Source organism: Neorhizobium sp. T6_25 (assembly GCF_002968555.1).
GTDB lineage: Bacteria > Pseudomonadota > Alphaproteobacteria > Rhizobiales > Rhizobiaceae > Neorhizobium.
In genome coordinates this window covers 1-23,062 of sequence record NZ_PVBL01000010.1, presented here as the reverse complement: position 1 = coordinate 23,062, position 23,062 = coordinate 1, and the positions used below count along the sequence as shown (strand labels likewise).

Below are 23,062 nucleotides of genomic sequence, written 5' to 3'. Positions count from 1 at the left end.
ATCTTTGGCGACGCTTGCGAATGGCATCAGGCACCTTCCCGACTATCTGGATCGACCGGCACAGGAGCATCTGGTCGAGCTGATACGAGACGTTGTGGCCGAGGCGCCGCTCTACACGCCCGAAATGCCCGGCACCGGCAAACCCATGTCGGTGCGCATGACCAATTGCGGCCCGCTCGGCTGGGTAACGGACAAGGACCAGGGGTATCGCTACCAGTCCTTTCATCCGGTGATGAAAAAGCCGTGGCCCGCGATGCCACGGGAGCTGCTCGATCTCTGGGAAAAGCTCGGCGGCTATCCGAAACCGCCGGAAGCCTGCCTGATCAACTTCTATTCCGACGACGCCAAGATGGGCCTGCATCAGGACCGGGACGAGAACGATCTGGCCGCCCCCGTTCTCTCCGTCTCGCTGGGCAACAGCTGCCTGTTCCGGGTCGGTGGCCGGAACCGGAAGGATCCGACCGGCTCCTTCCGGTTGGCAAGCGGGGATATCATTGTGCTGGGCGGAGAGGGGCGTCTGGCGTTCCACGGCGTCGATCGCATTTATCCCGGCACGTCGACGCTGTTGAAGAACGGCGGACGCATCAACCTGACGCTCCGCCGCGTGAACAGCTGACGATTTAATTCAATAGCCGACGATCGATCGCCTACAGTTTCCGCAGTTCGACCGTTTCGACCAGGTGATTGCGGCCCTTGCGCAGGATGAGGTCCGCCCGGGGCCTGGTCGGCAGAATGTTCTGGCGCAGGTTCTTCAGGTTGATGTTTTCCCACAATCCCTCGGCAACGGCGCGGGCCGCATCCGCATCGATCGCCGCGTATTTCTTGAAGAACGAGGTCGGATCGCGGAAGGCGGTCTGGCGCAGCTTCATGAAGCGCTGGACGTACCAGTTGTGGATCTGCTCTTCGTCGGCATCGATATAGATCGAGAAGTCGAAGAAGTCCGAGACGATCGGAACGATCTTGCCGTCGGCCGGCAGCGCCCGCGACTGGAGAACGTTGATGCCCTCGAAGATCAGGATGTCCGGCCGGTCGACCAGGGTGTATTCGTCCGGCAGAACGTCATAGGTGAGATGCGAGTAACGCGGCGCCTTGACGTTCGGTTCGCCGGCCTTGATCGCCGACAGGAACCGCAGGATGGTGCCGATATCGTAGCTTTCCGGAAACCCCTTGCGCTCCATCAGGTTTTCCCGGCTCAGCACGGCGTTCGGATAGAGGAAGCCGTCGGTGGTGATGAGATCCACTTTCGGGCTCGACGGCCAGCGGGCGAGCAGTTCCTTCAGGATACGTGCCGTGGTCGACTTGCCGACCGCGACCGACCCGGCAATGCCGATGATGAAGGGCGTCTTGGTGATGTCGGAAAGGCTCAGGAAACGGTTTCGCTGCTGGAAGAGGCGTTGCGTCGCCTCCACATGCGTCGACAGCAGGCGCGACAGCGAGAGATAGATGCGCCTGACTTCATCGAGATCGATCGGGTCGTCCAGCGAACGCAGCCTCTGCACCTCGTCCGCGGTGAGCGTCAGAGGCGTGTCTGCGCGGAACTTCGCCCATTCCTCCGCACTGAAGCGGTGATAGGGCGAATAATATTCCGCATTCGAGCCGGTTTCGAGCTCAGGCGTCTCGGCAGGCTGGGAAACGATGTTCATGATGTCGGCCGGCTTGCCTTTTCTTGAAGGCCGGACTGGCCGGTCCTTCGCTGGAGTTCGTCGAGCACATCCTGCAACGGTACCGCCGCAATATTCAAGACGACCAAAAGATGATAGAGAAGATCGGCGCTTTCCGCCGTCAGATTTTTGGCGTCGTGCCTGATCGCGGCGATCACCGTTTCGACAGCTTCTTCGCCGAGCTTCTTTGCGGCCTTCTCCTGGCCGGCGGCGACCAGTTTTGCCGTCCAGGATTCCTCCGGCGAGGCCTTGGCCCGCTCGGCGACGATCCGCTCGAGGTCGATCAGGGAAAATTCACTCATAACATTCTCTCCGACCGCTCAATCGAGCCGCATGGCGATGCCGTGCCCTGCCATATAGTGCTTTGCCTGACCGACCGTATAGGTCCCGAAGTGGAAAATCGATGCAGCCAGGACCGCCGTCGCGTGGCCCTGTTTGATGCCGGCGACCATGTCGTCCAGGTTTCCGACGCCACCCGACGCGATGACCGGTGCTCGGACGCTGTCGGCGATCATCCGCGTCAGCTCCAGATCGTAGCCGCTCTTGGTGCCGTCCCGGTCCATGGAGGTGACGAGCAGCTCGCCGGCGCCGCGCTCGACCATCTTGACGGCGAACTCGACGGCATCGATGCCGGTCGCGTTGCGGCCGCCATGCGTGTAGATCTCCCAGGCGCTGAGATTGTCGCCACCGATCGCCTGGCTGCGCCGCCGCTTGGCGTCGATCGACACGACGATACACTGGTTGCCGAACTTGTCGGCAGCCTCCGCCACGAAGTCCGGATTGTTGACCGCCGCCGAGTTGATCGCGACCTTGTCGGCGCCGGCCAGCAGCAGCTTGCGAATATCGCCGACGGCACGCACACCGCCGCCGACGGTGAGCGGCATGAAGCAGTGGTCGGCGGTGCGGGCGACGACGTCGAAAATCGTCTCGCGATTGTCGGAGGAGGCGGTGATGTCGAGGAAGCAGAGCTCGTCGGCACCGGCAGCGTCGTAGGCTTTTGCGGCCTCGACGGGATCGCCGGCATCGATGAGATCGACGAAGTTGACGCCTTTCACGACGCGGCCGTCCTTGACGTCGAGGCAGGGGATGACGCGGGCTTTGAGGGTCATGCGGCACGTCCTTGTCTGGAGCGGATCAGGGCCAGCGCTTCGTGGGGGTCGATGCGGCCGTCATAAAGCGCGCGGCCGGAAATTGCGCCTTCGAGCCGGACCGCATCCGGCTCCAGCACGCGGCTGATATCGTCGAGCGAGGCAAGCCCGCCCGATGCGATGACCGGAATGGAGACGGCATTGGCGAGTTCCAGCGTCGATGCCCAGTTGATGCCGGCGAGAATGCCGTCGCGGTCGATATCGGTATAGATGATCGCCGAAACGCCGGCGCCTTCGAATTTCTTTGCCAGCTCGATCACGCCGAGCTCGGACGCCTCCGCCCAGCCCTCGACCGCCACCTTGCCGCCCTTGGCGTCGATGCCGACGGCGACCTTGCCGGGAAACTGCCTGCAGGCCTCAATGACCAGCGCCGGATCGCGCACCGCGACGGTGCCGAGGATGACACGGGCGAGCCCGCGCGACAGCCAGTTTTCGATATGGTCGAGCGTGCGGATGCCGCCGCCGAGCTGCACGGGGTTCTTGGTGGCCTTGAGGATCGCGTCGACGGCGGCGCCGTTGACGCTTGTCCCCGCGAAGGCGCCGTTCAGGTCAACCACATGCAGCCACTCGAACCCCTGGTCCTCGAAGGCCTTGGCCTGGGCTGCCGGGTCGGGATTGTAGACGGTGGCCTGGTCCATGTCGCCGAGCTTGAGGCGCACGCACTGGCCGTCCTTCAGGTCGATTGCAGGAAAGAGGATCATGTCTTCGGTCCTTGAGAATTCGCGCGAGCTCAGGGCTTCCAGCGCAGGAAATTGGAGATGAGGGCAAGCCCCAGTGTCTGGCTTTTCTCAGGGTGAAACTGGGAGCCCGCCACATTGTCCCGGCCGACGAACGCGGTCATAGAACCGCCGTACTCGGTGGTCGCGATCACGTCGCTGCGATGCTTGGCCGCCAGATGGTAGGAATGCACGAAATAGGCGTGCAGACCGTCCGACCCGGTCGGGATGCCGTCAAATAGCGGGTGGGGGTGATGGATATCGAGCGTGTTCCAGCCGATCTGCGGGATCTTAAGGCTGGGATCGCTCGGGGTCATCTCGACGACATCGCCTTCGATCCAGCCGAATCCGTCGGTGGTGGTCTTTTCAAGCCCGCGCGACGACATCAGCTGCATGCCGACGCAGATGCCGAGGAAAGGGCGGCCCTTGTGCTCGACGACGTCGAGGATGGCTTCCCGCATGCCCGGCACGGCGGCTAGGCCGGCGCTGCAATCCGCGTAGGCGCCGACGCCCGGCAGCACGATGCGGTCGGCGGTCGCCACCGCTTCGGCCTTGTCGGTGAGGTCGATCACGGCGTTGATGCCGGCTTCCCGGGCGGCCCGTTCAAAGGCCTTGGTCGCGGAACGGAGGTTGCCGGACCCGTAGTCGATGATTGCGACGCGCATCAGCGTCCTCCATGTTCGAAAAGGCCCATGTGCGGGGCCTGCCATCCGGCGGCGGGCGGCTTTGCCTGTTTTGCCCACTCGGCCGAGACCGGCATAGGTTGTTGTTCCGGCTGCGGCAGGCCAGAGAAATAGATCTCCTCGGCTGTGCGCAGATCGTGGGCGGAGATCACCATTTCCAGTGTCCAGCCGCGATGGACCAGCGCCTCGGAGCGATAATGTCGGCCCTCGAGTGCCGTGAGCAGGTTGGTGGCGAAACCGAGCAGCAGGCCGGCGGTCCAGAAACCAGGAACCTGCATCAGGATGCCGCCGCCGATCTGGACCAGCAGCACCACGATCCCGGCAATCCACAGCCTATGCCAGAACAGCCAGATCCACGGAAACAACAGCGCGAGCCAGGAAAACCCGTCCCGCAGGACGAGGATCGACTGGAGATCCCTCTCGGGTCCGCTTCGCGGGTCATTGGGCGGTGTCAGAACGAGATAGCTTCTCAAGGATTGTCTCCTCAAGCAGTCAGACCAGCATTCCCTTGGTCGAAGGAACGCGATTGGCCTGCCGCGGGTCGATTTCAATGGCGGCGCGAAGTGTCCGTGCCACGGCTTTGAAGCAGGTCTCGGCGATATGATGGTTGTTGGCGCCGTAATCGTTCAGGACATGCAGCGTGATGCCGGCATTCTGGGCAAGCGCCTGAAAAAATTCCCGCACCAGTTCCGTATCGAACGTGCCGATCTTCGGCGCGCTGAACGCGACGTTCCAGACCAGGAACGGCCGGCCGGACACGTCGATGGCCGCCTTGGTCATGGTCTCGTCCATGGCAAGGTCGAGCGAGGCGTAACGGGTGATGCCGCGCCGGTCGCCGAGCGCCTTGGAGATCGCCTGGCCGATCGCGATACCGGTGTCTTCCACCGTATGGTGGTCGTCGATATGCAGGTCGCCGGTGACCTCGATGTCCATGTCGATCAGCGAATGTCGCGAGAGTTGGTCCAGCATATGGTCAAAAAAGCCGACGCCCGTGGAAATCCTGGCCGCGCCGGCGCCGTCGAGATTGACGGAAACGGAAACGGAGGTTTCGTTGGTCTTGCGGACGATGTTGCCCACGCGTGCGGTAGTCGTCTCACCCATCTGGGTCTGCTCCATGCGATCGATCTGCGCTCCTTATCAGGCACTACGTCAAATATCCAGCAAAAGCAGGGCAGTGGCGGCGGCATCGCGTCATGAGATTGCATTCGCCCTGGACCGTCTTACATAAATGTCCGACGGGGCCGGAATGCTCTGAAAACCAATGCCCGCAGGACGGGCCAACAGGTGGCTTATGACAACCATTATTACTGTTCGGAAAGGCGGCAAGGTCATCATGGCCGGCGACGGCCAGGTGAGCCTTGGCCAGACCGTGATGAAGGGCAATGCCCGCAAGGTGCGCCGCATCGGCAAGGGCGAAGTGATCGCCGGTTTCGCCGGCGCGACTGCCGATGCCTTCACGCTGCTCGACCGGCTTGAAAAGAAGCTCGAACAATATCCGGGCCAACTGATGCGCGCCGCCGTCGAGCTCGCCAAGGACTGGCGCACGGACAAGTACCTGCGCAATCTCGAAGCGATGATGCTGGTCGCCGACAAATCGACCACACTGGCGGTTACCGGCAACGGCGACGTGCTGGAACCGGAGCACGGTACGATCGCGATCGGGTCGGGCGGCAACTATGCCTATGCCGCCGCACGCGCGATGATGGATTCGGACAAGTCGGCCGAGGAGATCGCTAGGAAAGCGCTGGATATCGCCGCCGATATCTGCGTCTACACCAACCACAACCTGGTCATCGAAACGCTGGACGCCGATGGCTGAAGGCGTTCCCCGCTACTCGTTTCGCGATGTCACCCGTGAGGATTTTCCTCTCTTGGCGAAATGGCTCGCCGAGCCGCATATCGCGAAATGGTGGGGGAATGTCGACGAGGAACTGGCCAGCATCGAATATTCGATGACGAGCGTCGAGACCCGGCCGATGATCGCGGAACTGGACGGCAGGCCGATCGCCTATCTCCAGTATTACGACCCGCATCTCGAAGAGGATCATCCCTATCAGGATCAGCCGAAGGGCACGCTTGGCATCGACATCTCGATCGGCAATGCTGAGCTTGTCGGCATCGGCCATGGCAGCGCGATCATCCGCCAGCTGACCTCTGAACTTTTCGAAAGCGGCGCGAAAAGGATCGTCATCGATCCGGATCCGGAGAACGCCCAGGCGATCCGCGCCTATGAAAAGGCCGGCTTCCGCTATGTCGACACCAGGACGTCCATTTACGGTCCGGCCCATTTCATGGCGCTGGATGCACCAGAAGAAACGGATTTGACATGAGTAACTTTTCACCCCGGGAAATCGTCTCCGAGCTGGATCGGCACATCATCGGCCAGCACGACGCCAAGCGCGCGGTGGCGATCGCGCTGCGCAACCGCTGGCGCCGTCACCAGCTCGACGAGAGCCTGCGCGACGAAGTGATGCCCAAGAACATCCTGATGATCGGCCCGACCGGCGTCGGCAAGACGGAAATCTCGCGTCGCCTGGCGAAGCTTGCCGGCGCGCCTTTCATCAAGGTCGAAGCGACCAAATTCACCGAAGTGGGGTATGTCGGCCGCGATGTCGAGCAGATCATACGCGATCTCGTCGAGATCGGCATCGGCCTCGTGCGCGACAAGATGCGCGCTGACGTGCAGGCGAAGGCCCATATGAGCGCCGAGGAACGGGTGCTCGATGCCTTGGTCGGCGCGACGTCGTCGCCTGCTACCCGCGAAAGCTTCCGCAAGAAGCTGCGCGCCGGCGAGCTTGACGACAAGGAAATCGACATCGAGGTCACTGACACCGGCGCCGGCATGCCCGGCTTCGAGATCCCCGGCATGCCGGGCGCCAACATCGGCGTCTTGAACCTGTCGGAAATGTTCGGCAAGGCGATGGGCGGCCGCACCAAGAAGGTCCGTACCACCGTCAAGAAATCCTATGGCGAGCTGATCCGCGACGAATCCGACAAGCTGATCGACAACGAGGTCATTCAGCGCGAGGCCGTTCGCTCGGTCGAAAATGACGGCATCGTCTTCCTCGACGAGATCGACAAGATCGCCGCCCGCGACGGCGGCATGGGCGCCGGTGTGTCCCGCGAAGGGGTGCAGCGCGACCTGCTGCCGCTGGTCGAAGGCACAACGGTCTCGACCAAATACGGGCCGGTGAAGACCGATCACATCCTGTTCATTGCCTCGGGCGCCTTCCATGTCTCCAAGCCCTCCGACCTCCTGCCGGAACTCCAGGGCCGCCTGCCGATCCGGGTCGAGCTGAGGCCGCTCACCAAGGAGGATTTCCGCCGTATCCTGACGGAAACCGAGGCAAGCCTCATCCGCCAGTACAAGGCGCTGATGGAAACCGAAGAGCTGACGCTCGATTTTACGGCCGACGCGATCGACGCTCTGGCGGATGTCGCCGTGCACCTCAACTCCTCGGTCGAGAATATCGGCGCCCGCCGGCTGCAGACCGTGATGGAACGGGTGCTCGACGAAATCTCGTTCAATGCCCCGGATCAGGGCGGCACGGCCGTCACGATCGATGCGGAATACGTCAAGAAGCATGTCGGCGATCTTGCGGCCGACACGGATCTGTCGCGCTACATTCTCTGAGCGGGCAATCGTGGCAGCCGGGCAACGTCCGGCTGCTCATTTGCCGGCACTGACGGGATTTTGAACGCCCGCGTCTCGACACGGTCCTTGTGCCTCGCGTAAGGGAAGCGCGTTTTCATGGAAATATCCGGCGCTTGAGTGAGTCGGTCTGGAATGGCTTTTAGCATTCGGTGCCGGAGATCGGCATAGTCGAAGTCCTGGGACACGCAAATCTTGAAACGCATCCTTCTGGCATTGATCCTTGTCGTCGCCCCGTCCGCGGCCTCTTCCGCGTTCGCAGGCGGCCTCACGATGGTTCCCGAAGGAAATCGTCACGTGGAGCAGCCGAAGATTCCCGGCGCCTCGGTGCGCCGGACCCGGGCCGGCCGCACAACCTTCGATGACAAATACGAGAAGATCCGCGACCTGCTGGCTTCCGACAAGAAGCTGATCGCCAAGGTCAGGTCGACGGCCGCCGATTACGGTATCGATCCGATCCACATGATCGGCGCGATCGTCGGCGAGCACACCTACAATGTCGATGCCTACGACCGGCTGCAGACCTATTACGTCAAGGCCGCCGCCTATGCGGGCAACAGTTTCCGTTTCGGCTACGGCGACGAGAGCATCGAGCAGTTCCTCGACCGGCCGGAATTCAGCAAATGCGGCGATTTCGCCGATTCCTACAAGCTCTGGACCTGCCGCGAAGGCATATGGGAAAAGAGCTTTCGCGGCCGTTCGGTCGGCGGCACCTCGTTTCCGGACAACCGATTCAGCGCAGTCTTCTTCCAGCCCTTTTATGCCGGTCAGACTTTCGGCCTCGGCCAGGTCAATCCGCTGACGGCGCTGATGCTCTCGGACATGGTGGCCAGAACCTCCGGTTACCCGAAGCTCGACGAGAACAAGGCCGCCGCGGTCTATGATGCGATCATGGATCCGGACAAGTCGCTCGCCTATATGGCAGCCAGCATCCGCCGCTCCATCGACGACTACAAGACGATCGCCGGCATGGATATCTCCCGCAATCCCGGCATCACCGCGACGCTTTACAATACCGGCGGTTCGGCGCAGCGCGCCACGGCCTTGGCTGCCCGCGGCGGCCCGCCGGAGGAGAATTATTATGGCTGGCTGGTCAACGACAAGCTAGCCGAGTTGAAATCTCTCCTCTGACGGCTGATATTCCCTCCATAGGAAACCCCTGAGGAGGGCTGTCCATGGACATCCGCCCCGAACCCTTCGTTCCGCCGGCACCTCCGCTTCGAGATCGGTTGCTGAACCCGATCGAGGTCATCTGGACAGCGCTGCGCAATCCGCTGGAGCTCTGGGGCAAGGTTTCCTACACGCTGCCCTGGTTCGAGACGAAGTTCTTCAAGGAACGGACGCTGATCGTCAATCATCCCGGGCTTATCCGGCATGTCCTGGTGGACAATGTCAGCAACTACGAGATGTCGGAAATCCGCCAGCTCGTCCTTCGCCCGATCCTCCGGGACGGCCTGCTGACGGCGGAAGGCGAGGTCTGGAAACGCTGCCGCAAGGCAATGGCACCGGTTTTCACGCCAAAGCATTCCCGCGGTTTTGCCGGCCAGATGCTGAGCCAGACCGAGGAGTTCTCAAGGAAATATGACGAGGCCGGCGCCGAGGGCTCGGTCCGGGATATTTCCGTCGACATGACCGAACTGACCTATGCCATCCTCGCCGAAACCCTGTTTTCCGGCGAGATCGCCGGGAACAAGGAGACCGTTGCCGACGATGTCGATCAGCTTCTGCATCGCATGGGCCGGATCGACCCGATGGATATGCTACGTGCGCCGCCGTGGGTGCCACGCGTCACCCGCATCGGCGGCAGGCGGATCCTCGACAAGTTCCGGCGCGTGGTCGCAGAAACGATGCTTATGCGGCAGGAGCGGATGCGCAACCATCCGGGCGACGTGCCGCAGGATTTCCTGACGCTGCTGCTTCAGCTTGCCGGTCCGGACGGGCTGACGATGGGCGAGATCGAGGACAATATCCTCACCTTCATCGGCGCGGGGCACGAGACCACGGCACGGGCGCTGGCCTGGACGCTCTATTGCGTCGCGGAATCGCCATCGGTACGGCAGAACATGGAGGAAGAAATCGATCGTGTTCTGGCGACCGGCGCCGATCCAGTGGAATGGCTGGAACTGATGCCCTGGGTGCGGGCGGCGTTCGAGGAGGCATTGCGGCTCTATCCGCCGGCGCCTTCGATCAACCGCGAAGCGATCAGCGACGACAGCTGGACGAGCCCGGAAGGCAAGACGGTCAGGATCGACGCCGGCGTGACCGTGCTGGTCATGCCCTGGACGCTGCACCGCCACGAACTTTATTGGGAAAAGCCGCGGGCCTTCATGCCCGAGCGGTTTCTGCCCGAGAACCGCGGCAAGCTGAACCGGTTCCAGTATCTGCCTTTCGGTGCGGGGCCTCGCACCTGCATCGGCGCCACCTTCGCCCTGCAGGAAGCGGTGATCGCGCTTGCAGTGCTGATGGCTCGCTATCGTTTCGACGTTACGCCCGAAACAAAAGTCTGGCCGGTCCAGAAGCTGACCACCCAGCCGCGCGATGGTCTGCTGATGCGGGTCAGTCCGCGACATCAGAGGTCTCCGCTGGTGAATTGATCTTGGCGGCCTATGCGCTATTGATCCCTAGACCCGATCTTCAGGATTTTCGCGTGGCCTCTTCCTTTCCTCCCGGTCCTCTCCTTCTCGGAATCGATACCGGCGGCACCTATACGGATGCGGTGCTGTTCCGCGATGGCGAAGGCGTTATCGCCAAGGCGAAATCGCTGACGACCCGGCATGATCTGGCGGTCGGCATTGCCGGCGCCGTCGATTCGGTACTGGAAAAGAGCGCGGTTTCCGCTTCGGCTATCGGCCTCGTTTCGCTGTCGACCACGCTTGCCACCAATGCGCTGGTCGAGGGGCAGGGCGGCCGGGCCGCCCTGATCATGATCGGCTTCACTTCGGAGGATCTGACACGCGGCGGACTTGCGGAGGCGCTGGGAAATGATCCGGTGATCTTCCTGCCCGGAGGCCATGACGTGCACGGCAACGAAACGCCGCTCGACATGGGGGCTCTGGAAGCGGCCATGCCCACGCTTGGCGGAACGGTGTCTTCCTTTGCTGTCGCAGGTTATTTCGCCGTCCGGAATCCGGCTCATGAAATCCGGGTGAGGGACCGCATTCGCGCGCTTTCGCATCTGCCCGTCACCTGCAGCCACGAGCTTTCGTCGAAACTCGGCGGTCCCCGCCGTGCGTTGACCACGCTTCTGAACGCCCGGCTGGTGTCGATCATCGACCGGCTGGTGGGTTCCTGCGAAGGCTTTCTGACCGCGCGCGGCATCGAGGCGCCGATGATGGTGGTGCGCGGCGACGGTGCGCTGATTTCGGCCGCCGAAGCACGGCTGCGGCCGATCGAGACCATCCTCTCCGGCCCCGCGGCAAGCCTCGTCGGTGCGCATTTTCTCACTGGGCTCGATCAGGCGGTCGTTTCCGATATCGGCGGCACGACCACGGATGTTGCGGTTCTCGATGGCGGGCGGCCGAAGTTGGCGGAAGAAGGCGCCGTCGTCGGCGGTCATCGCACCATGGTGGAGGCCGTGGCGCTGCGCACCTACGGGCTCGGCGGCGATTCCGAAGTCCATATCGACGACCGCGGCCTCGAAGTCCGGCTCACGCTCGGTCCGCGCCGGCTTCTGCCGCTCAGCCTTGCCGCGATGGCGCATGGCGAGATCATCCTGTCGACGTTGGAAAGGCAGCTGCGGGCCAGCCATGCCGGACGGCACGACGGCCGCTTCGCGGTCCGAACCGGCGTGCCGGATGTGATGGCCCAGGGCCTGCAGCCGCCGGAACAGGCGCTTTTTGCCCGTGTCGGCAACGTGCCGGTTTCGGTCAATGATCTTCTGACCATCAATTCGCAAAGGGCGGTTCTAGATCGGCTGGTTGCGAGAGGGCTGGTGCATCTCTGCGGCATCACCCCATCCGATGCCCTGCACGTGCTTGGCCGCCAGAACCAATGGCACGGAGAGGCTGCAAGGCTTGGGTTGGAACTTGCCGCCCGGCGCAAGGATGGCGCAGGACGCGGGATCGCCGCTTCCCCGGAAGACTTGGCCGAGAAGATCGTGAGCCGGCTGACGCGCCAGTCGGCCGAAGCGGTGCTCGCAGCCTGCCTTTCCGAAGACGGCGCCGAGGCCATCGATCCTGCGGTTTCGCTTGCCGTGGATCGGGCTCTGAGACGGGTTCCCGGTATCGCGCGGTTCTCCGTCTCGCTGGATCGTCCGCTGATCGGGCTCGGCGCTTCGGCACCCGTCTATTATCCGGCGGTCGCGGATATGCTGGGCGCGCAGTCGGTCATTCCGGCCGATGCCGATGTCGCAAACGCCGTTGGGGCGGTGGTCGGCCAGGTCCGTGCCAGCGTCACCATTGTTGTCACTTCCCCGGAAGAGGGCCGCTTCATCCTCTCTGGAGCAGGCGAGCGGCTCTCAGTCGCCGGCGAAACGCAGGCGGTGGCGATGGCCCGCGAACGTGCAATCACAGCCGCTCTGGCGCAGGCGAGTGCGGATGGTGCCAAGGACGCCGCCGTGACCGTCTCGGAAGAACTGGATGCGCCGGAAATTGAGGGCTCGCGAAAGCTCATCGAGGCGCGGATTACTGCCGTGGCTGTCGGCCGGCCGAGGATAGCAGTTTTCCAGGTGGCTTAGTCGGCCCATGCTCCTCGACGCTGGGCGTGTACGACCTTTAAGCTCTATTCAAAAGGGCGTAAGTTGGCCGGCATTTATTCCAGCCGGGAAAAATTGCAGTGATCACCAATCTTGCCGATCTGGAAATCTTCGTCAAAGTGGCGGCCACCGGAAACATGTCGGCGGCTGCAAAGAGCCTTGGCATTTCCCCGGCAGTGGTTTCGAAGCGTATCAAGCGGCTTGAGGAGCAGCTGGGGACGCGTCTCCTGCAGCGGACCACCCGCCAGGTCGGGATGACCGACGCAGGCAAGGGTTTTTACGACAGGATCGCCAACGTCTTGACCGGGATCGAGGATGCCGAGCAGTTCGTCTCCGGCCGGTCGACCGAGATCGCCGGCAATCTGCGCATCTCCGCGCCGACCTCGTTCGGGCGGATGCATATCGCGCCTCATCTGCCGGCATTCATGCAGGCAAACCCGCATCTGTCGATCGACCTGATGCTGTCGGACGAGTTCACGGATATCATCGCCCAGGGTTTTGACGTGGCGATCCGCATATCCGAGCTGAAAGATTCGAGCCTTGTCGCCCGCAAGCTTGTGCAGGTCCGGCGCATTCTTTGCGCCTCTCCCTCCTACATCGAGCGGCACGGCGCCCCGACAAGCATTGAGGAACTGGCAGACCATCAATGCCTCACGGCCCATAATGGCGAACCCTGGAGGTTGGAAGGTCCCAAAGGCCCGCTGATTTACCGACCGGCTGGAAGGTTGAACACAAATTCGAGCGAGGTCATCCGCGAAGCAGTAATCGCCGGCCTCGGCATCGCGCTGAGATCCACCTGGGACATCGGCAACGAACTCCAGGACGGGCGTTTGGTGAGTGTAATGCCCGGATATGAAGGCTCAAAAAATGTCTCGGTCTCGGCGGTCTATCCCAGCCGGCAGCATCTTCCCTCCAAGGTTCGGGCGTTCATCGAGTATCTGGCGGACCTCTATGGGCCAACGCCTTATTGGGAGCGGCATTCCCCGGAGGCAGGTCGGAAATAGCTGCTATAGGCAGGGATTATTTCCAATATGGCATAGGTCATTCAATATTTGTGCAATTGCAATTTCGCTCGCTAACAAAGACAGTCGCGGCATGAAAAATTCGGAGGAACCGATGACCCGCATCGAAAAAAATGGTCTCGCAATCGACGAGAAGCTCCACGACTTCCTGGTGAAGGAAGCGCTGCCGGGCACCGGTGTCGACGCCGACCGCTTCTTCTCCGAGTTTTCGAAGATCGTCCACGTTCTGGGGCCGAAGAACCGCGAACTTCTCGCCAAGCGCGACGCCTTCCAGGCAAAGCTCGACGGCTGGTACCGCGAGAACGGAGCACCCAGCGACTTCTCCGTCTATGAGGCCTTCCTGCGCGACATCGGGTATCTGCTGCCGGAAGGGCCGGACTTTACGGTTTCGACCGACAAGGTCGATCCGGAAATCGCCGAGATCGCCGGCCCGCAGCTCGTCGTACCGGTCATGAATGCCCGCTATGCGTTGAATGCCGCCAATGCCCGCTGGGGTTCGCTCTACGATGCGCTCTATGGCACGGACGCCATTCCCGAGACGGACGGTGCCGAAAAGGGCAAGGGTTACAACCCGATCCGCGGCGCCAAGGTCATCGCCTGGGCTCGGGACTTTCTCGATCAGTCGGTGCCGCTATCTGGAGCAAGCTGGACGGACGTCACCTCGTTTGTCGTGACGGACGGAACGCTTGCCGCAGCAGCCCAGGATGGCAAGACGGTCAATCTTGCCGATCCGGCGCAGTTTGCCGGCTATCTCGGAGAACCCGCCAAGCCGACGCACCTGCTGTTGACGAAGAACGGCCTGCATATCGAAATCCTGATCGACGCCACCACGGCGATCGGCAGGGATGATCCCGCCCGGATTTCCGACGTCCGGCTGGAATCGGCACTGACCGCCATCATGGACTGCGAGGATTCGATTGCCGCGGTCGATGCAGAAGACAAGGTCGTCGTCTACCGCAACTGGCTCGGCCTGATGAACGGCGACCTTCAGGAGGAGGTGGCCAAGGGCGGCAAGTCATTCATCCGCAAGCTCAACCCGGATACCGCCTTCAATTCGCCCGCGGGCGGCGAGGTCACCGTGAAGCGCCGCTCGCTGATGCTGATCCGCAATGTCGGTCACCTGATGACCAATCCGGCAGTGTTGGATAGCGAGGGCAGGGAGGTGCCGGAAGGCATCATGGACGCCATGGTGACGGCGCTGATCGCCATCAACGATATCGGCCTGAGCGGTCGCCGCCAGAACTCGCGGGCTGGGTCCATGTATGTGGTGAAGCCGAAGATGCACGGGCCGGAAGAGGTCGCCTTCGCCTGCGAGATCTTTGCCCGTGTCGAACAGGCACTCGGCCTTCCGACCAATTCCATGAAAATGGGCATCATGGATGAGGAGCGCCGCACCACCATCAACCTCAAGGCCTGCATCCGCGAGGCGCGAGAGCGGGTCGTGTTCATCAATACCGGCTTCCTCGACCGTACCGGCGACGAGATCCACACGTCGATGGAAGCAGGCCCGATGATCCGCAAGGGCGACATGAAACAGGCCGCCTGGATTGCGGCCTACGAGAACTGGAACGTCGATATCGGCCTTGAATGCGGACTGTCTGGCCATGCGCAGATCGGCAAGGGCATGTGGGCCATGCCGGACATGATGGCGGCGATGCTGGAACAGAAGATTGCCCATCCGAAGGCCGGCGCCAACACCGCCTGGGTTCCGTCGCCGACGGCAGCCACGCTGCACGCAACCCACTATCACAAGGTCGACGTTGCCGCTGTCCAGTCAGGTCTGAAGAGCCGCAGCCGCGCCAAACTGTCGGATATCCTCTCCGTGCCGGTTGCCGTGCGGCCGAACTGGACTCAGGAGGAAATCCAGCGCGAACTCGACAATAATGCGCAAGGGATTCTCGGCTACGTCGTCCGCTGGATCGATCAGGGCGTCGGCTGCTCCAAGGTGCCGGACATCAACAATGTCGGCCTGATGGAAGACCGCGCAACGTTGCGCATTTCCGCCCAGCACATGGCGAACTGGCTCCATCACAAGCTCACCAGCGAAGAGCAGATCGTCGAGACGATGAAACGCATGGCCGGCGTCGTCGATGGCCAGAATGCCGGCGACCCGCTCTACATCCCGATGGCCAGGGATTTCGACGGTTCCGTCGCCTTCCAGGCCGCGCTCGATCTGGTGCTCAAGGGTCGCGAGCAGCCGAACGGTTATACCGAGCCGGTCCTGCATCGCCGCCGTATCGAGCTGAAAGCCAAGCTTGCCGGCTGACCGGAGAGCAGAGAACTGAACAAAGAAAAAGGCCGCCGGAGAGCTCCCCAGGCGGCCTTTTCGTATTCTCGTCGAATTTCGCGATTACTGGACCACCACGACCTTGGTTTCGCGGCCCGGACGGACGCGGCTGTAAAGGTCGATGACGTCCTGGTTGATCAGGCGGATGCAACCAGACGAAGCGGCGGTGCCGATGGAGGCCCATTCCGGCGTGCCGTGCAGACGGAAGAGCGTATCCTGGCCCTTTTCGTTGAACAGGTACATGGCGCGGGCGCCGAGCGGGTTGCTGAGACCGGGGCCCATGCCGTCTTCGACGTATTTGGCAACGTCCGGACGACGGCCGGCCATTTCCTTCGGCGGGTGCCAGGTCGGCCATTCCTGCTTCCAGGCGACGTAGGCCGTGCCCGACCAGGCAAAACCCTGCTTGCCGACGCCGATGCCGTAGCGCATCGCCTTGCCGTTCGGCATGATGTAGTAGAGATGGCGTTCACGCGTGTTGACGACGATCGTGCCCGGCTTTTCGCTGGTCTGATAGCTGACGATCTGGCGGACATACTGCTTGTCCACCTTGTTGATCGGGATCGCCGGCAGAGTATAGCCGGCGTCTCTCACCGAACCGTAGGAGTCGGTAAAGATCTGTTCGGTGTAAGAGGCCGTGGCCACCTGGGTGCCGCCGCCGGGAATCGTGGAGGCGCAACCGGCCAAGGCAGCAGTTGCCAACAGGCCGAGTGCGAGCATGCTAGTGCGAAAGCGCATGGAGATCTCTTGGATAAACGAATCGATTTAGACGGGCCTCTGGCCCATCTTTGATGACGGGTTATTTTCGATTAAACTACGCTTGGCAAGCGCTGCAGCACATCAAAACAGAGCCGGCGCATGATTGAAAAAAGCCATGGCGTTTTTGCAACATCATGGAAGCGGTTTTTCGGGATTCTATGACTATACTCAACCTCGCCAGTAATAATCCCTTAATAGATGGCCGCCAGTCGGCTCGCGCCATGCTGGTGCGCAAGGGCGTCCAGATCCTGCTCCACGACATGCGGCATGCGATATTGCCGGAACTCGTGCTGTCGAGCGGAAGGCGCGCCGACCTGGTGACCATTTCGGAAAAGGGCGAGATCTGGATCGTCGAGATCAAGACGTCGATCGAGGATTTTCGCGTCGATCGCAAATGGCCGGAATACCGTTATTTTTGCGACCGCCTGTTTTTCGCGACTCACAAGGACGTGCCTCTCGACATCTTCCCGGAGGATTGCGGCCTTTTCCTCTCGGACGGTTATGGCGGGCATCTGCTACGTGACGCACCGGAACACAGACTGCCGCCCGCCACCCGCAAGGCGATGACGCTGAACTTCTCGCGCGCCGCCGCCCAGCGCCTGATGTTGGCGGAATGGGCGACCGGCAAGACGTTCGACGATGCCGGGAACGATGGCGGCTGATTATTTCGGCGCGCGCTTGGCGAGGATGCGCTGCAGCGTACGGCGATGCATGTTGAGCCGGCGCGCCGTCTCGGACACATTGCGCTCGCACATCTCGTAGACCCGCTGGATATGTTCCCAGCGCACGCGATCCGCCGACATCGGGTTTTCCGGCACGTCCGCGCGCTCGCCCGGCCGCTGCGTCAGCGCGCCAAAAATGTCGTCGGCATCGGCGGGCTTGGCGAGATAATCGAGCGCCCCGAGCTTTACCGCGGTCACGGCCGTTGCGATATTGCCGTAGCCGGTCAGCACGATCACCTTGGTGTCCTCGCGGCTCTGACGGATCGCTTCGATCACATCCAGTCCGTTGCCGTCGCCGAGGCGCAAATCCACCACCGCATATTTCGGCGGCCGCGCCTTCGTCTTGGCGATGCCTTCCGCGACGGACTCCGCCGTGTCGACCAGGAAGCCGCGGGTCTCCATCGCCCGGGCCAGCCGGCGCAGGAACGGCCCGTCGTCATCGACGATCAGCAGCGAAGGATCAGGCCCGAGTTCTGGGTCGGCATGAGCCTTGGTCGGTTCCGGGTGTGTTTCCATCTCTTTTTTCTCCGCGGGTTTCGAAGGCCCGCTTGCCTTTTCATGATGATCGGCCGGCTGGCCGGCCTATTTCAAGTCCTGCGCGTCCATCACAGAGCGTGGCCATTCGATATGAATGCGGGCACCCGGTTCGCCGCTGTCGCGGTTGCCGAAGCGGATCGCGGCCCCGGACCGTTCGAGCAGCGTCTTGGCGATGAAGAGACCGAGGCCAAGCCCACCGGCCCGTTCGTCTTCCTTGGGCCTCTTCGTCATATAGGGTTCGCCGATCCGCGAAAGAATATCCGGCGCATAACCCTGGCCGTCGTCCTCGATGGTGATCGCCACCCGCTCGGCGTCGTGCTCCACCGTGACGATCACCTTGTTCTTGGCATAATCGACGGCATTTTCGATCAGGTTGCCGAGCCCATATATAATGCCGGCATTGCGGTTGCCGACCGGCTCGTTGGCCCGGTCGTTTTTCTCGACGAGCTCGATCTCGATGCCGAATTGCCGGTGCGGCGCCACCACCTCCTCGACCAGGGAGGAAAGAGGCAGCCGGCGCATATGTTCCTCGCTCTCGGCGGAAAGCGAGGTGAGCCGGCGAAGGATGTCGCGGCAGCGCTCGCTCTGGCTTCGCAGCAGCAGCACATCCTCGCGGAACTTGTCATCCGGCGCCAGTTCGCGCTCCATCTCCTTGGCGACGACGCTGATGGTTGCGAGCGGCGTGCCGAGTTCATGGGCCGCGGCGGCGGCCAGCCCGTCGAGCTGCGAAAGATGCTTTTCCCGCTCCAGGACCAGTTCGGTCGCCGCCAGCGCATCGGCAAGCAGCGTCGCCTCATGGCTGACGCGATAGGCATAGAAGGCCGCGAACATCATCATCGAGGCGATCGAACACCAGACCCCGAGCTGCATGACCGGCTGGATCCGGAGTGGCTCGCCCTCATACCAGGGCACCGCGTAGGGCGAAAAGGCGAGCACCGTGGTGCAGGTCAGAGCAAAAACGATCAGGACAAGCGAATGGCGCAGCGGCTGGGAAGCGAAGGCGATGATGACTGGAACGCAGATCAGCGGTGCAAAGGGGTTGGCAAGCCCGCCGGTGATGAACAGCAGCGCCGCCATCTGCAGCAGGTCGAAACCGAGCAGTGCCAGCGCCGATTTCGGGCCGAGCCGATGGGTCGGCGGAAACCAGGCCGACAGGGTGAGGTTTGCGACCGCAAGCGCGCCGACCAGGATGCCTGCTTCCTGAAGAGGCAGCGGAAACTGCAGCAGCAGCCCGACGATGACCACGGTGATCGTCTGGCCGGCGACCGCAAGCCAGCGCAGACGCACCAGCGTCTGAAGCCGGATTCGCCGGCTCGAAGGGCCGAATTGCGCAAAACGCACTGAAGGACTGTCTACGCTCACGCTCTGCTCTTTACCTTGCCTTATACAAGTGACTTGCGGCCGCCTTCATAAACCGGCTCGGCTTCAGGTCGCAGGCGGCATTCTGTCACGTCCCGCGCGGTTTGGCACGTGTCGTAGGCGCAGCCTCGGCCGGGTCCTCCGGCCAGGGATGTTTGGGATAGCGACCGCGCATTTCGGCCCTCACATCCTTCCAGGAACCGGCCCAGAAGCCGGGCAGGTCCCGCGTCGTCTGGATCGGCCGATGCGCCGGCGAGTTCAGTTCGAGCAGCAGCGGCAGCTTCCCGCCGGCAATCGCCGGATGTTTCTTCAGCCCGAACAGTTCCTGCACCCGGATCGCCAGGACCGGTTCCTCGCCATCGTAACGGATAGGATGCCGCTCGCCCGTAGGCGCCTCGAAATGCGTCGGCGCCAGCTTGTTGAGACCCTGGGAGACCTCATGCGGAATGAGAGAACGCAGCCCTTCCGAAAGGCTGCCGGGATTGATGGAATCGATGCCCGACGTATTGCCCTGGAACGGGACGAACCAGTCGTCGAGCCGGGCAAGCAGCGCCTGGTCGCCCATGTCCGGCCAAGGCGCGCCGATCGACCGATTGAGGAAACCGATCCGGTCGCGCAATTGGGCACCTTCCTTGGAGAACGGCAGGACCTGAAGCCCCAGTTCCCGCACGCCGTCCGCAAGCGCCTGTGCGGCCCGCTCGCCACTCGGCCGTGGCAGCGGCCTTTCCTCAAAGATGATGGCGCCGAGCCGCGTCACCTTGCGGGCGCGCACCTGCCGGCTCGCCCGGTCGAAGAAACACTCCTCGCTCTCGCGGATCGCGCCGGAAAGCTCAGCCTCGACGTCCGCCCGGCTGATCTCCGCTGCCGCGAGAATACGCGCCTGCGCCGCCCGTCCGGTCAGGTCGGCGATGACAAGCATCTGCGACGCCGCCAGCCGCTCGGTCTCCTGCAGTTCCGCGCCGCGCCCGTTCGCCATCACGAAACGCCCGCGCCCGCCGCGCTGGAGCGCGATCCGGTCCGGATAGGCATGCAGGAGAAGCCTGCCGGCGAGTACCGTTTCCGTCGATTGCGATCGCCTCGGCAGGTTCGAAGCGACCCTGTCCGCAAGCTTCCTTGCAGCATCGGCCCTGTCGCCACGTTCGTTGCGGAACCGCCGCAGCCGTTCGTCGAGATCGATGTCGCTACCGCCGAGTCCCTGTTCGGTCAGGAGCACGGCAAGCAGGCTTGCCTGCCTGCCGAAACCCTCCTCCGCCGCCGAGATCGCCATGGCAGCAAGCCGTGGCGGAAGCGCCAGTTCCCGCATCAACCGGCCCTTTTCCGTCAGCCCGCCCTGCGGGTCGAGCGCGCCGAGCTGGGTCAGCAGCACCTTTGCCTCGTTGAAAGCCGGCCCGGGAGGCGGATCGAGAAAGGCAAGCCCCTTCGGGTCCTGGACGCCCCAATGGGCAAGATCGAGAACCAGGCCGGAAAGGTCGCTTGCCAGTATCTGCGGCGGCGTGAACGCCTGCAGCGCTGCCGTCTGTCCCGGATGCCAGAGGCGCATCGCGATGCCCGGTTCGGTACGGCCGGCACGACCCGTCCGCTGGTCGGCCGAGGCGCGGGAAACACGCACCGTCTCCAGCCGGGTGATCCCGGTCGAGGGCTCGAACACCGGCAGGCGCTGCAACCCGCTGTCGATGACGATCCTCACTCCATCTATAGTAATGGAGGTTTCGGCGATCGACGTCGCCAGCACGATCTTGCGCTGCCCGGCGGGCGCCGGCCGGATCGCCAGATCCTGCTCCCTCTGGGAAAGATTGCCATAAAGCGGCACGATCACGGTCTCCGGCCCGAACCGGTTCGCGAGCCGCTCGGCCGTGCGCAGGATTTCCGCCTGGCCTGGCAGGAAAGCGAGGACGGAACCCGTGTCATTCGCGTGCGCCTCGACGATCGCCCGCGTCATCGCGTCTTCGATCCTTTCGTTCGGTGCGCGATCGCGATGCTGGATGTCGATCGGAAAAGTCCGGCCTTCGCTCTTGATGACAGGAGGCTCGCCAAGCAGTCCCGCCACCCGCTCCACATCCAGTGTCGCCGACATGACGAGGATCTTCAGATCGTCGCGCAGTGCCGATTGCACATCCAGCGCCAGCGCCAGACCGAAATCCGCGTCGAGCGACCGCTCGTGGAATTCGTCGAAGATCACCGCTGAGACACCGGTCAGCTCCGGATCGTCAAGAATCATCCGGGCGAAAACGCCCTCCGTCACCACTTCGACCCGCGTCTTCGCCGAGACCTTGTTGTCGAGCCGCATCCGGTATCCGACCCTCTCGCCAACCTGTTCGCCGAGCAGCGACGCCATACGGGACGCGGCTGCACGCGCCGCCAGCCGCCGCGGTTCGAGCAGGATGATCTTTCCCGTGCACCAGGCCTGGTCGAGCAGCGCCAGCGGCACCAGCGTCGTCTTGCCGGCGCCCGGTGGGGCGGAAAGCACGGCGCGCGTGCCATCGGCGAGCGCCTGCATGATATCGCCGAGAACCTCGGTGACGGGAAGCCTTGGCAGGTTCTTCGTGATCGGACCTGCCTCATGCGCTGAAGCCATCAGTGCGAAACCTGTCCGCTGACATGACGATAGGCGAGGATTGCTCCGGCAAGATCCTCGAGCGCTGCGCCCACCGACTTGAAGAGCGTGATCTCCTCCGCGCTTGTGCGGCCGGGATGTTTTCCATGCGCGAGTTCGGCGAGTTCTGCCCTGATCCCGTCCTTCGACAGCGCGCCGCTTGCAAGCGGCAGAACGATGTCGCCACCTTCCTTCATGGCGCCGGCACGCGTATCGACGAAAACCGACGCGCGCCGCACCGCCTCGTCGTCGCTCTCGCGCATGCTCGGCTTGAAGGCGCCCACGAGATCCAGATGCGCGCCCGGCTTCAGCCATTCGCCGCGGATCAGCGGCTCGCTCGATAGCGTCGCGCAGGAAATGATGTCCGCCCGTCCGGCCGCGACGGCCAGATCCTTGACGGCCACCGCGTCGAGCCCGAGCATCCGTGCTTCGCGCGCGGTCTCTTCGGCCTTTTCTATATTGCGCCCCCAGATGCGGAAATGTTTGAGCGGCCGCGTGATCGCATGGGCCTGCATGAGGTTGAGCGAAAGCCGGCCGGTTCCGACCATCAGCATGGTCTCGGCATCTTCCCGCGCAAGATAGCGGGCGGCGAGCGCCGAAGTCGCGGCGGTGCGCCGCGCCGTCAGCTCGCCGCCCTCGACGATCGCCAGCATCTGCCCGGTCTTGCCCGAGGAAAGAAGGTAGCTGCCGAAGATGGTCGACAGGGACCGGAGATGATTGTCCGGAAACAGATTGAGGATCTTGACGCCGATATGGTCGCCCGGCACCCAGGCGGGCATCAGCAGCATGACCGCATTTGCCTCACCCGGCACCTCCATCTCATGATGGTGGCGCACCGGCATGACGCAGTCGCTTTTGAACATCGCCTCGATCGCTGCGATGAGTTCCGCAAAGGGGAGTGCATCCCGGGTCTGCACTTCATTCAATACCAGCATGTCATACTCCAGCCGCCAGAAATCTGTTTTACCCTAACAACGCGAAATCGCCGCGTAAAATGGGTTTTTCGGTGCTCCGGAGATGCCCTTTCGTTAAGCGCTGCTCATTTTATGGCCGGAAATCGCGTGTTTTGGGCAGGCCCCGAGAAAAATGACAGTTTTTTGAAAATGGCTGTTGACTTCAAACTGGGGTCGGCACTATAACCCGCTCACTGAACGAGGGCGGCGGCGCTGCTGGCGACGACGACTTTCGTTCTTCAGAAATCACTGATTGATTGGCGCATGCTGGTTGGGACCG

Annotated in this window: 22 protein-coding genes; 10 read left to right on the top strand and 12 right to left on the bottom strand. The window is 62.8% G+C overall.

Going from position 1 to position 23,062, the window contains the following annotated elements; all coding sequences use genetic code 11:
* Positions 1 to 4: 4 nt before the first annotated feature.
* Positions 5 to 616, top strand: a complete 612-nt coding sequence (locus C5L10_RS15560; RefSeq protein WP_105430427.1) for an alpha-ketoglutarate-dependent dioxygenase AlkB — start codon at positions 5 to 7, stop codon at positions 614 to 616.
* A 31-nt stretch (positions 617 to 647) separates the two neighbouring features.
* Here C5L10_RS15560 and coaA read toward each other — a convergent pair whose 3' ends face one another.
* The 7 genes from coaA to hisB are packed head-to-tail and all read right to left on the bottom strand — an operon-like array spanning position 648 to position 5,309.
* Positions 648 to 1,643, bottom strand: coding sequence for a type I pantothenate kinase (gene coaA / locus C5L10_RS15555; RefSeq protein ID WP_046668093.1), 996 nt, complete (start codon positions 1,641 to 1,643; stop codon positions 648 to 650).
* The gene (locus C5L10_RS15550) at positions 1,640 to 1,963 is read right to left on the bottom strand and encodes a phosphoribosyl-ATP diphosphatase (protein WP_105430426.1); all 324 of its coding nucleotides are present in this window, start codon (positions 1,961 to 1,963) and stop codon (positions 1,640 to 1,642) included. Before C5L10_RS15550 ends, coaA begins: the two co-directional genes overlap by 4 nt.
* 18 nt (positions 1,964 to 1,981) lie before the next feature.
* Positions 1,982 to 2,770: an imidazole glycerol phosphate synthase subunit HisF gene (hisF, locus tag C5L10_RS15545; RefSeq protein WP_105430425.1), complete on the bottom strand. Its 789-nt coding sequence runs from the start codon at positions 2,768 to 2,770 to the stop codon at positions 1,982 to 1,984.
* Positions 2,767 to 3,510, bottom strand: coding sequence for a 1-(5-phosphoribosyl)-5-[(5-phosphoribosylamino)methylideneamino]imidazole-4-carboxamide isomerase (gene hisA, locus C5L10_RS15540; RefSeq protein ID WP_105430424.1), 744 nt, complete (start codon positions 3,508 to 3,510; stop codon positions 2,767 to 2,769). Before hisA ends, hisF begins: the two co-directional genes overlap by 4 nt.
* A 29-nt stretch (positions 3,511 to 3,539) precedes the next feature.
* Entirely contained in the window at positions 3,540 to 4,190 is a 651-nt protein-coding gene (hisH, locus tag C5L10_RS15535) for an imidazole glycerol phosphate synthase subunit HisH (protein WP_105430423.1), read from the bottom strand.
* Positions 4,190 to 4,681 carry a DUF2628 domain-containing protein gene (locus tag C5L10_RS15530; RefSeq protein WP_172717052.1) on the bottom strand — a complete coding sequence of 164 codons (492 nt, stop codon included), beginning with the start codon at positions 4,679 to 4,681 and terminating at the stop codon, positions 4,190 to 4,192. The genes hisH and C5L10_RS15530 overlap by 1 nt, the downstream gene beginning before the upstream one ends.
* Positions 4,682 to 4,700: 19 nt before the next feature.
* Positions 4,701 to 5,309, bottom strand: a complete 609-nt coding sequence (gene hisB / locus C5L10_RS15525) for an imidazoleglycerol-phosphate dehydratase HisB (RefSeq protein ID WP_105430542.1) — start codon at positions 5,307 to 5,309, stop codon at positions 4,701 to 4,703.
* A 190-nt stretch (positions 5,310 to 5,499) separates the two neighbouring features.
* Between hisB and hslV the strand changes: the two genes are divergently transcribed.
* The 8 genes from hslV to C5L10_RS15480 all read left to right on the top strand — a co-directional run bounded on the left by hslV (position 5,500) and on the right by C5L10_RS15480 (position 15,841).
* Complete coding sequence (hslV, locus tag C5L10_RS15520) at positions 5,500 to 6,027, top strand: ATP-dependent protease subunit HslV (protein WP_038547464.1); 528 nt, start codon at positions 5,500 to 5,502, stop codon at positions 6,025 to 6,027.
* The gene (locus C5L10_RS15515) at positions 6,020 to 6,538 is read left to right on the top strand and encodes a GNAT family N-acetyltransferase (RefSeq protein WP_105430421.1); all 519 of its coding nucleotides are present in this window, start codon (positions 6,020 to 6,022) and stop codon (positions 6,536 to 6,538) included. Before hslV ends, C5L10_RS15515 begins: the two co-directional genes overlap by 8 nt.
* Positions 6,535 to 7,842, top strand: a complete 1,308-nt coding sequence (gene hslU / locus C5L10_RS15510; RefSeq protein WP_046636667.1) for an ATP-dependent protease ATPase subunit HslU — start codon at positions 6,535 to 6,537, stop codon at positions 7,840 to 7,842. Before C5L10_RS15515 ends, hslU begins: the two co-directional genes overlap by 4 nt.
* Before the next feature lie 213 nt (positions 7,843 to 8,055).
* Positions 8,056 to 8,991, top strand: coding sequence for a DUF1402 family protein (locus tag C5L10_RS15500; RefSeq protein ID WP_105430420.1), 936 nt, complete (start codon positions 8,056 to 8,058; stop codon positions 8,989 to 8,991).
* A 44-nt stretch (positions 8,992 to 9,035) separates the two neighbouring features.
* Positions 9,036 to 10,454, top strand: coding sequence for a cytochrome P450 (locus C5L10_RS15495; RefSeq protein ID WP_105430419.1), 1,419 nt, complete (start codon positions 9,036 to 9,038; stop codon positions 10,452 to 10,454).
* A 53-nt stretch (positions 10,455 to 10,507) separates the two neighbouring features.
* Positions 10,508 to 12,535 carry a hydantoinase/oxoprolinase family protein gene (locus C5L10_RS15490; protein ID WP_105430541.1) on the top strand — a complete coding sequence of 676 codons (2,028 nt, stop codon included), beginning with the start codon at positions 10,508 to 10,510 and terminating at the stop codon, positions 12,533 to 12,535.
* A gap of 101 nt (positions 12,536 to 12,636) precedes the next feature.
* Positions 12,637 to 13,557, top strand: coding sequence for a LysR family transcriptional regulator (locus C5L10_RS15485; RefSeq protein WP_105430540.1), 921 nt, complete (start codon positions 12,637 to 12,639; stop codon positions 13,555 to 13,557).
* A 112-nt stretch (positions 13,558 to 13,669) separates the two neighbouring features.
* Positions 13,670 to 15,841, top strand: coding sequence for a malate synthase G (locus C5L10_RS15480; protein ID WP_105430418.1), 2,172 nt, complete (start codon positions 13,670 to 13,672; stop codon positions 15,839 to 15,841).
* 84 nt (positions 15,842 to 15,925) lie between these two features.
* Here C5L10_RS15480 and C5L10_RS15475 read toward each other — a convergent pair whose 3' ends face one another.
* The gene (locus C5L10_RS15475; protein WP_105430417.1) at positions 15,926 to 16,597 is read right to left on the bottom strand and encodes a L,D-transpeptidase; all 672 of its coding nucleotides are present in this window, start codon (positions 16,595 to 16,597) and stop codon (positions 15,926 to 15,928) included.
* Between the two features lie 179 nt (positions 16,598 to 16,776).
* Between C5L10_RS15475 and C5L10_RS15470 the strand changes: the two genes are divergently transcribed.
* Positions 16,777 to 17,280 carry an MmcB family DNA repair protein gene (locus tag C5L10_RS15470; protein ID WP_105430539.1) on the top strand — a complete coding sequence of 168 codons (504 nt, stop codon included), beginning with the start codon at positions 16,777 to 16,779 and terminating at the stop codon, positions 17,278 to 17,280.
* Here C5L10_RS15470 and C5L10_RS15465 read toward each other — a convergent pair whose 3' ends face one another.
* The 4 genes from C5L10_RS15465 to C5L10_RS15450 all read right to left on the bottom strand — a co-directional run bounded on the left by C5L10_RS15465 (position 17,281) and on the right by C5L10_RS15450 (position 22,764).
* Positions 17,281 to 17,856 carry an ActR/PrrA/RegA family redox response regulator transcription factor gene (locus tag C5L10_RS15465; protein ID WP_046607960.1) on the bottom strand — a complete coding sequence of 192 codons (576 nt, stop codon included), beginning with the start codon at positions 17,854 to 17,856 and terminating at the stop codon, positions 17,281 to 17,283.
* A 66-nt stretch (positions 17,857 to 17,922) separates the two neighbouring features.
* Positions 17,923 to 19,239 carry an ActS/PrrB/RegB family redox-sensitive histidine kinase gene (locus C5L10_RS15460; protein WP_245448014.1) on the bottom strand — a complete coding sequence of 439 codons (1,317 nt, stop codon included), beginning with the start codon at positions 19,237 to 19,239 and terminating at the stop codon, positions 17,923 to 17,925.
* Between the two features lie 85 nt (positions 19,240 to 19,324).
* Positions 19,325 to 21,811 carry an ATP-dependent helicase HrpB gene (hrpB, locus tag C5L10_RS15455; protein WP_105430415.1) on the bottom strand — a complete coding sequence of 829 codons (2,487 nt, stop codon included), beginning with the start codon at positions 21,809 to 21,811 and terminating at the stop codon, positions 19,325 to 19,327.
* Entirely contained in the window at positions 21,811 to 22,764 is a 954-nt protein-coding gene (locus tag C5L10_RS15450) for an ornithine cyclodeaminase family protein (protein ID WP_105430414.1), read from the bottom strand. The genes hrpB and C5L10_RS15450 overlap by 1 nt, the downstream gene beginning before the upstream one ends.
* Positions 22,765 to 23,062 lie beyond the last annotated feature (298 nt).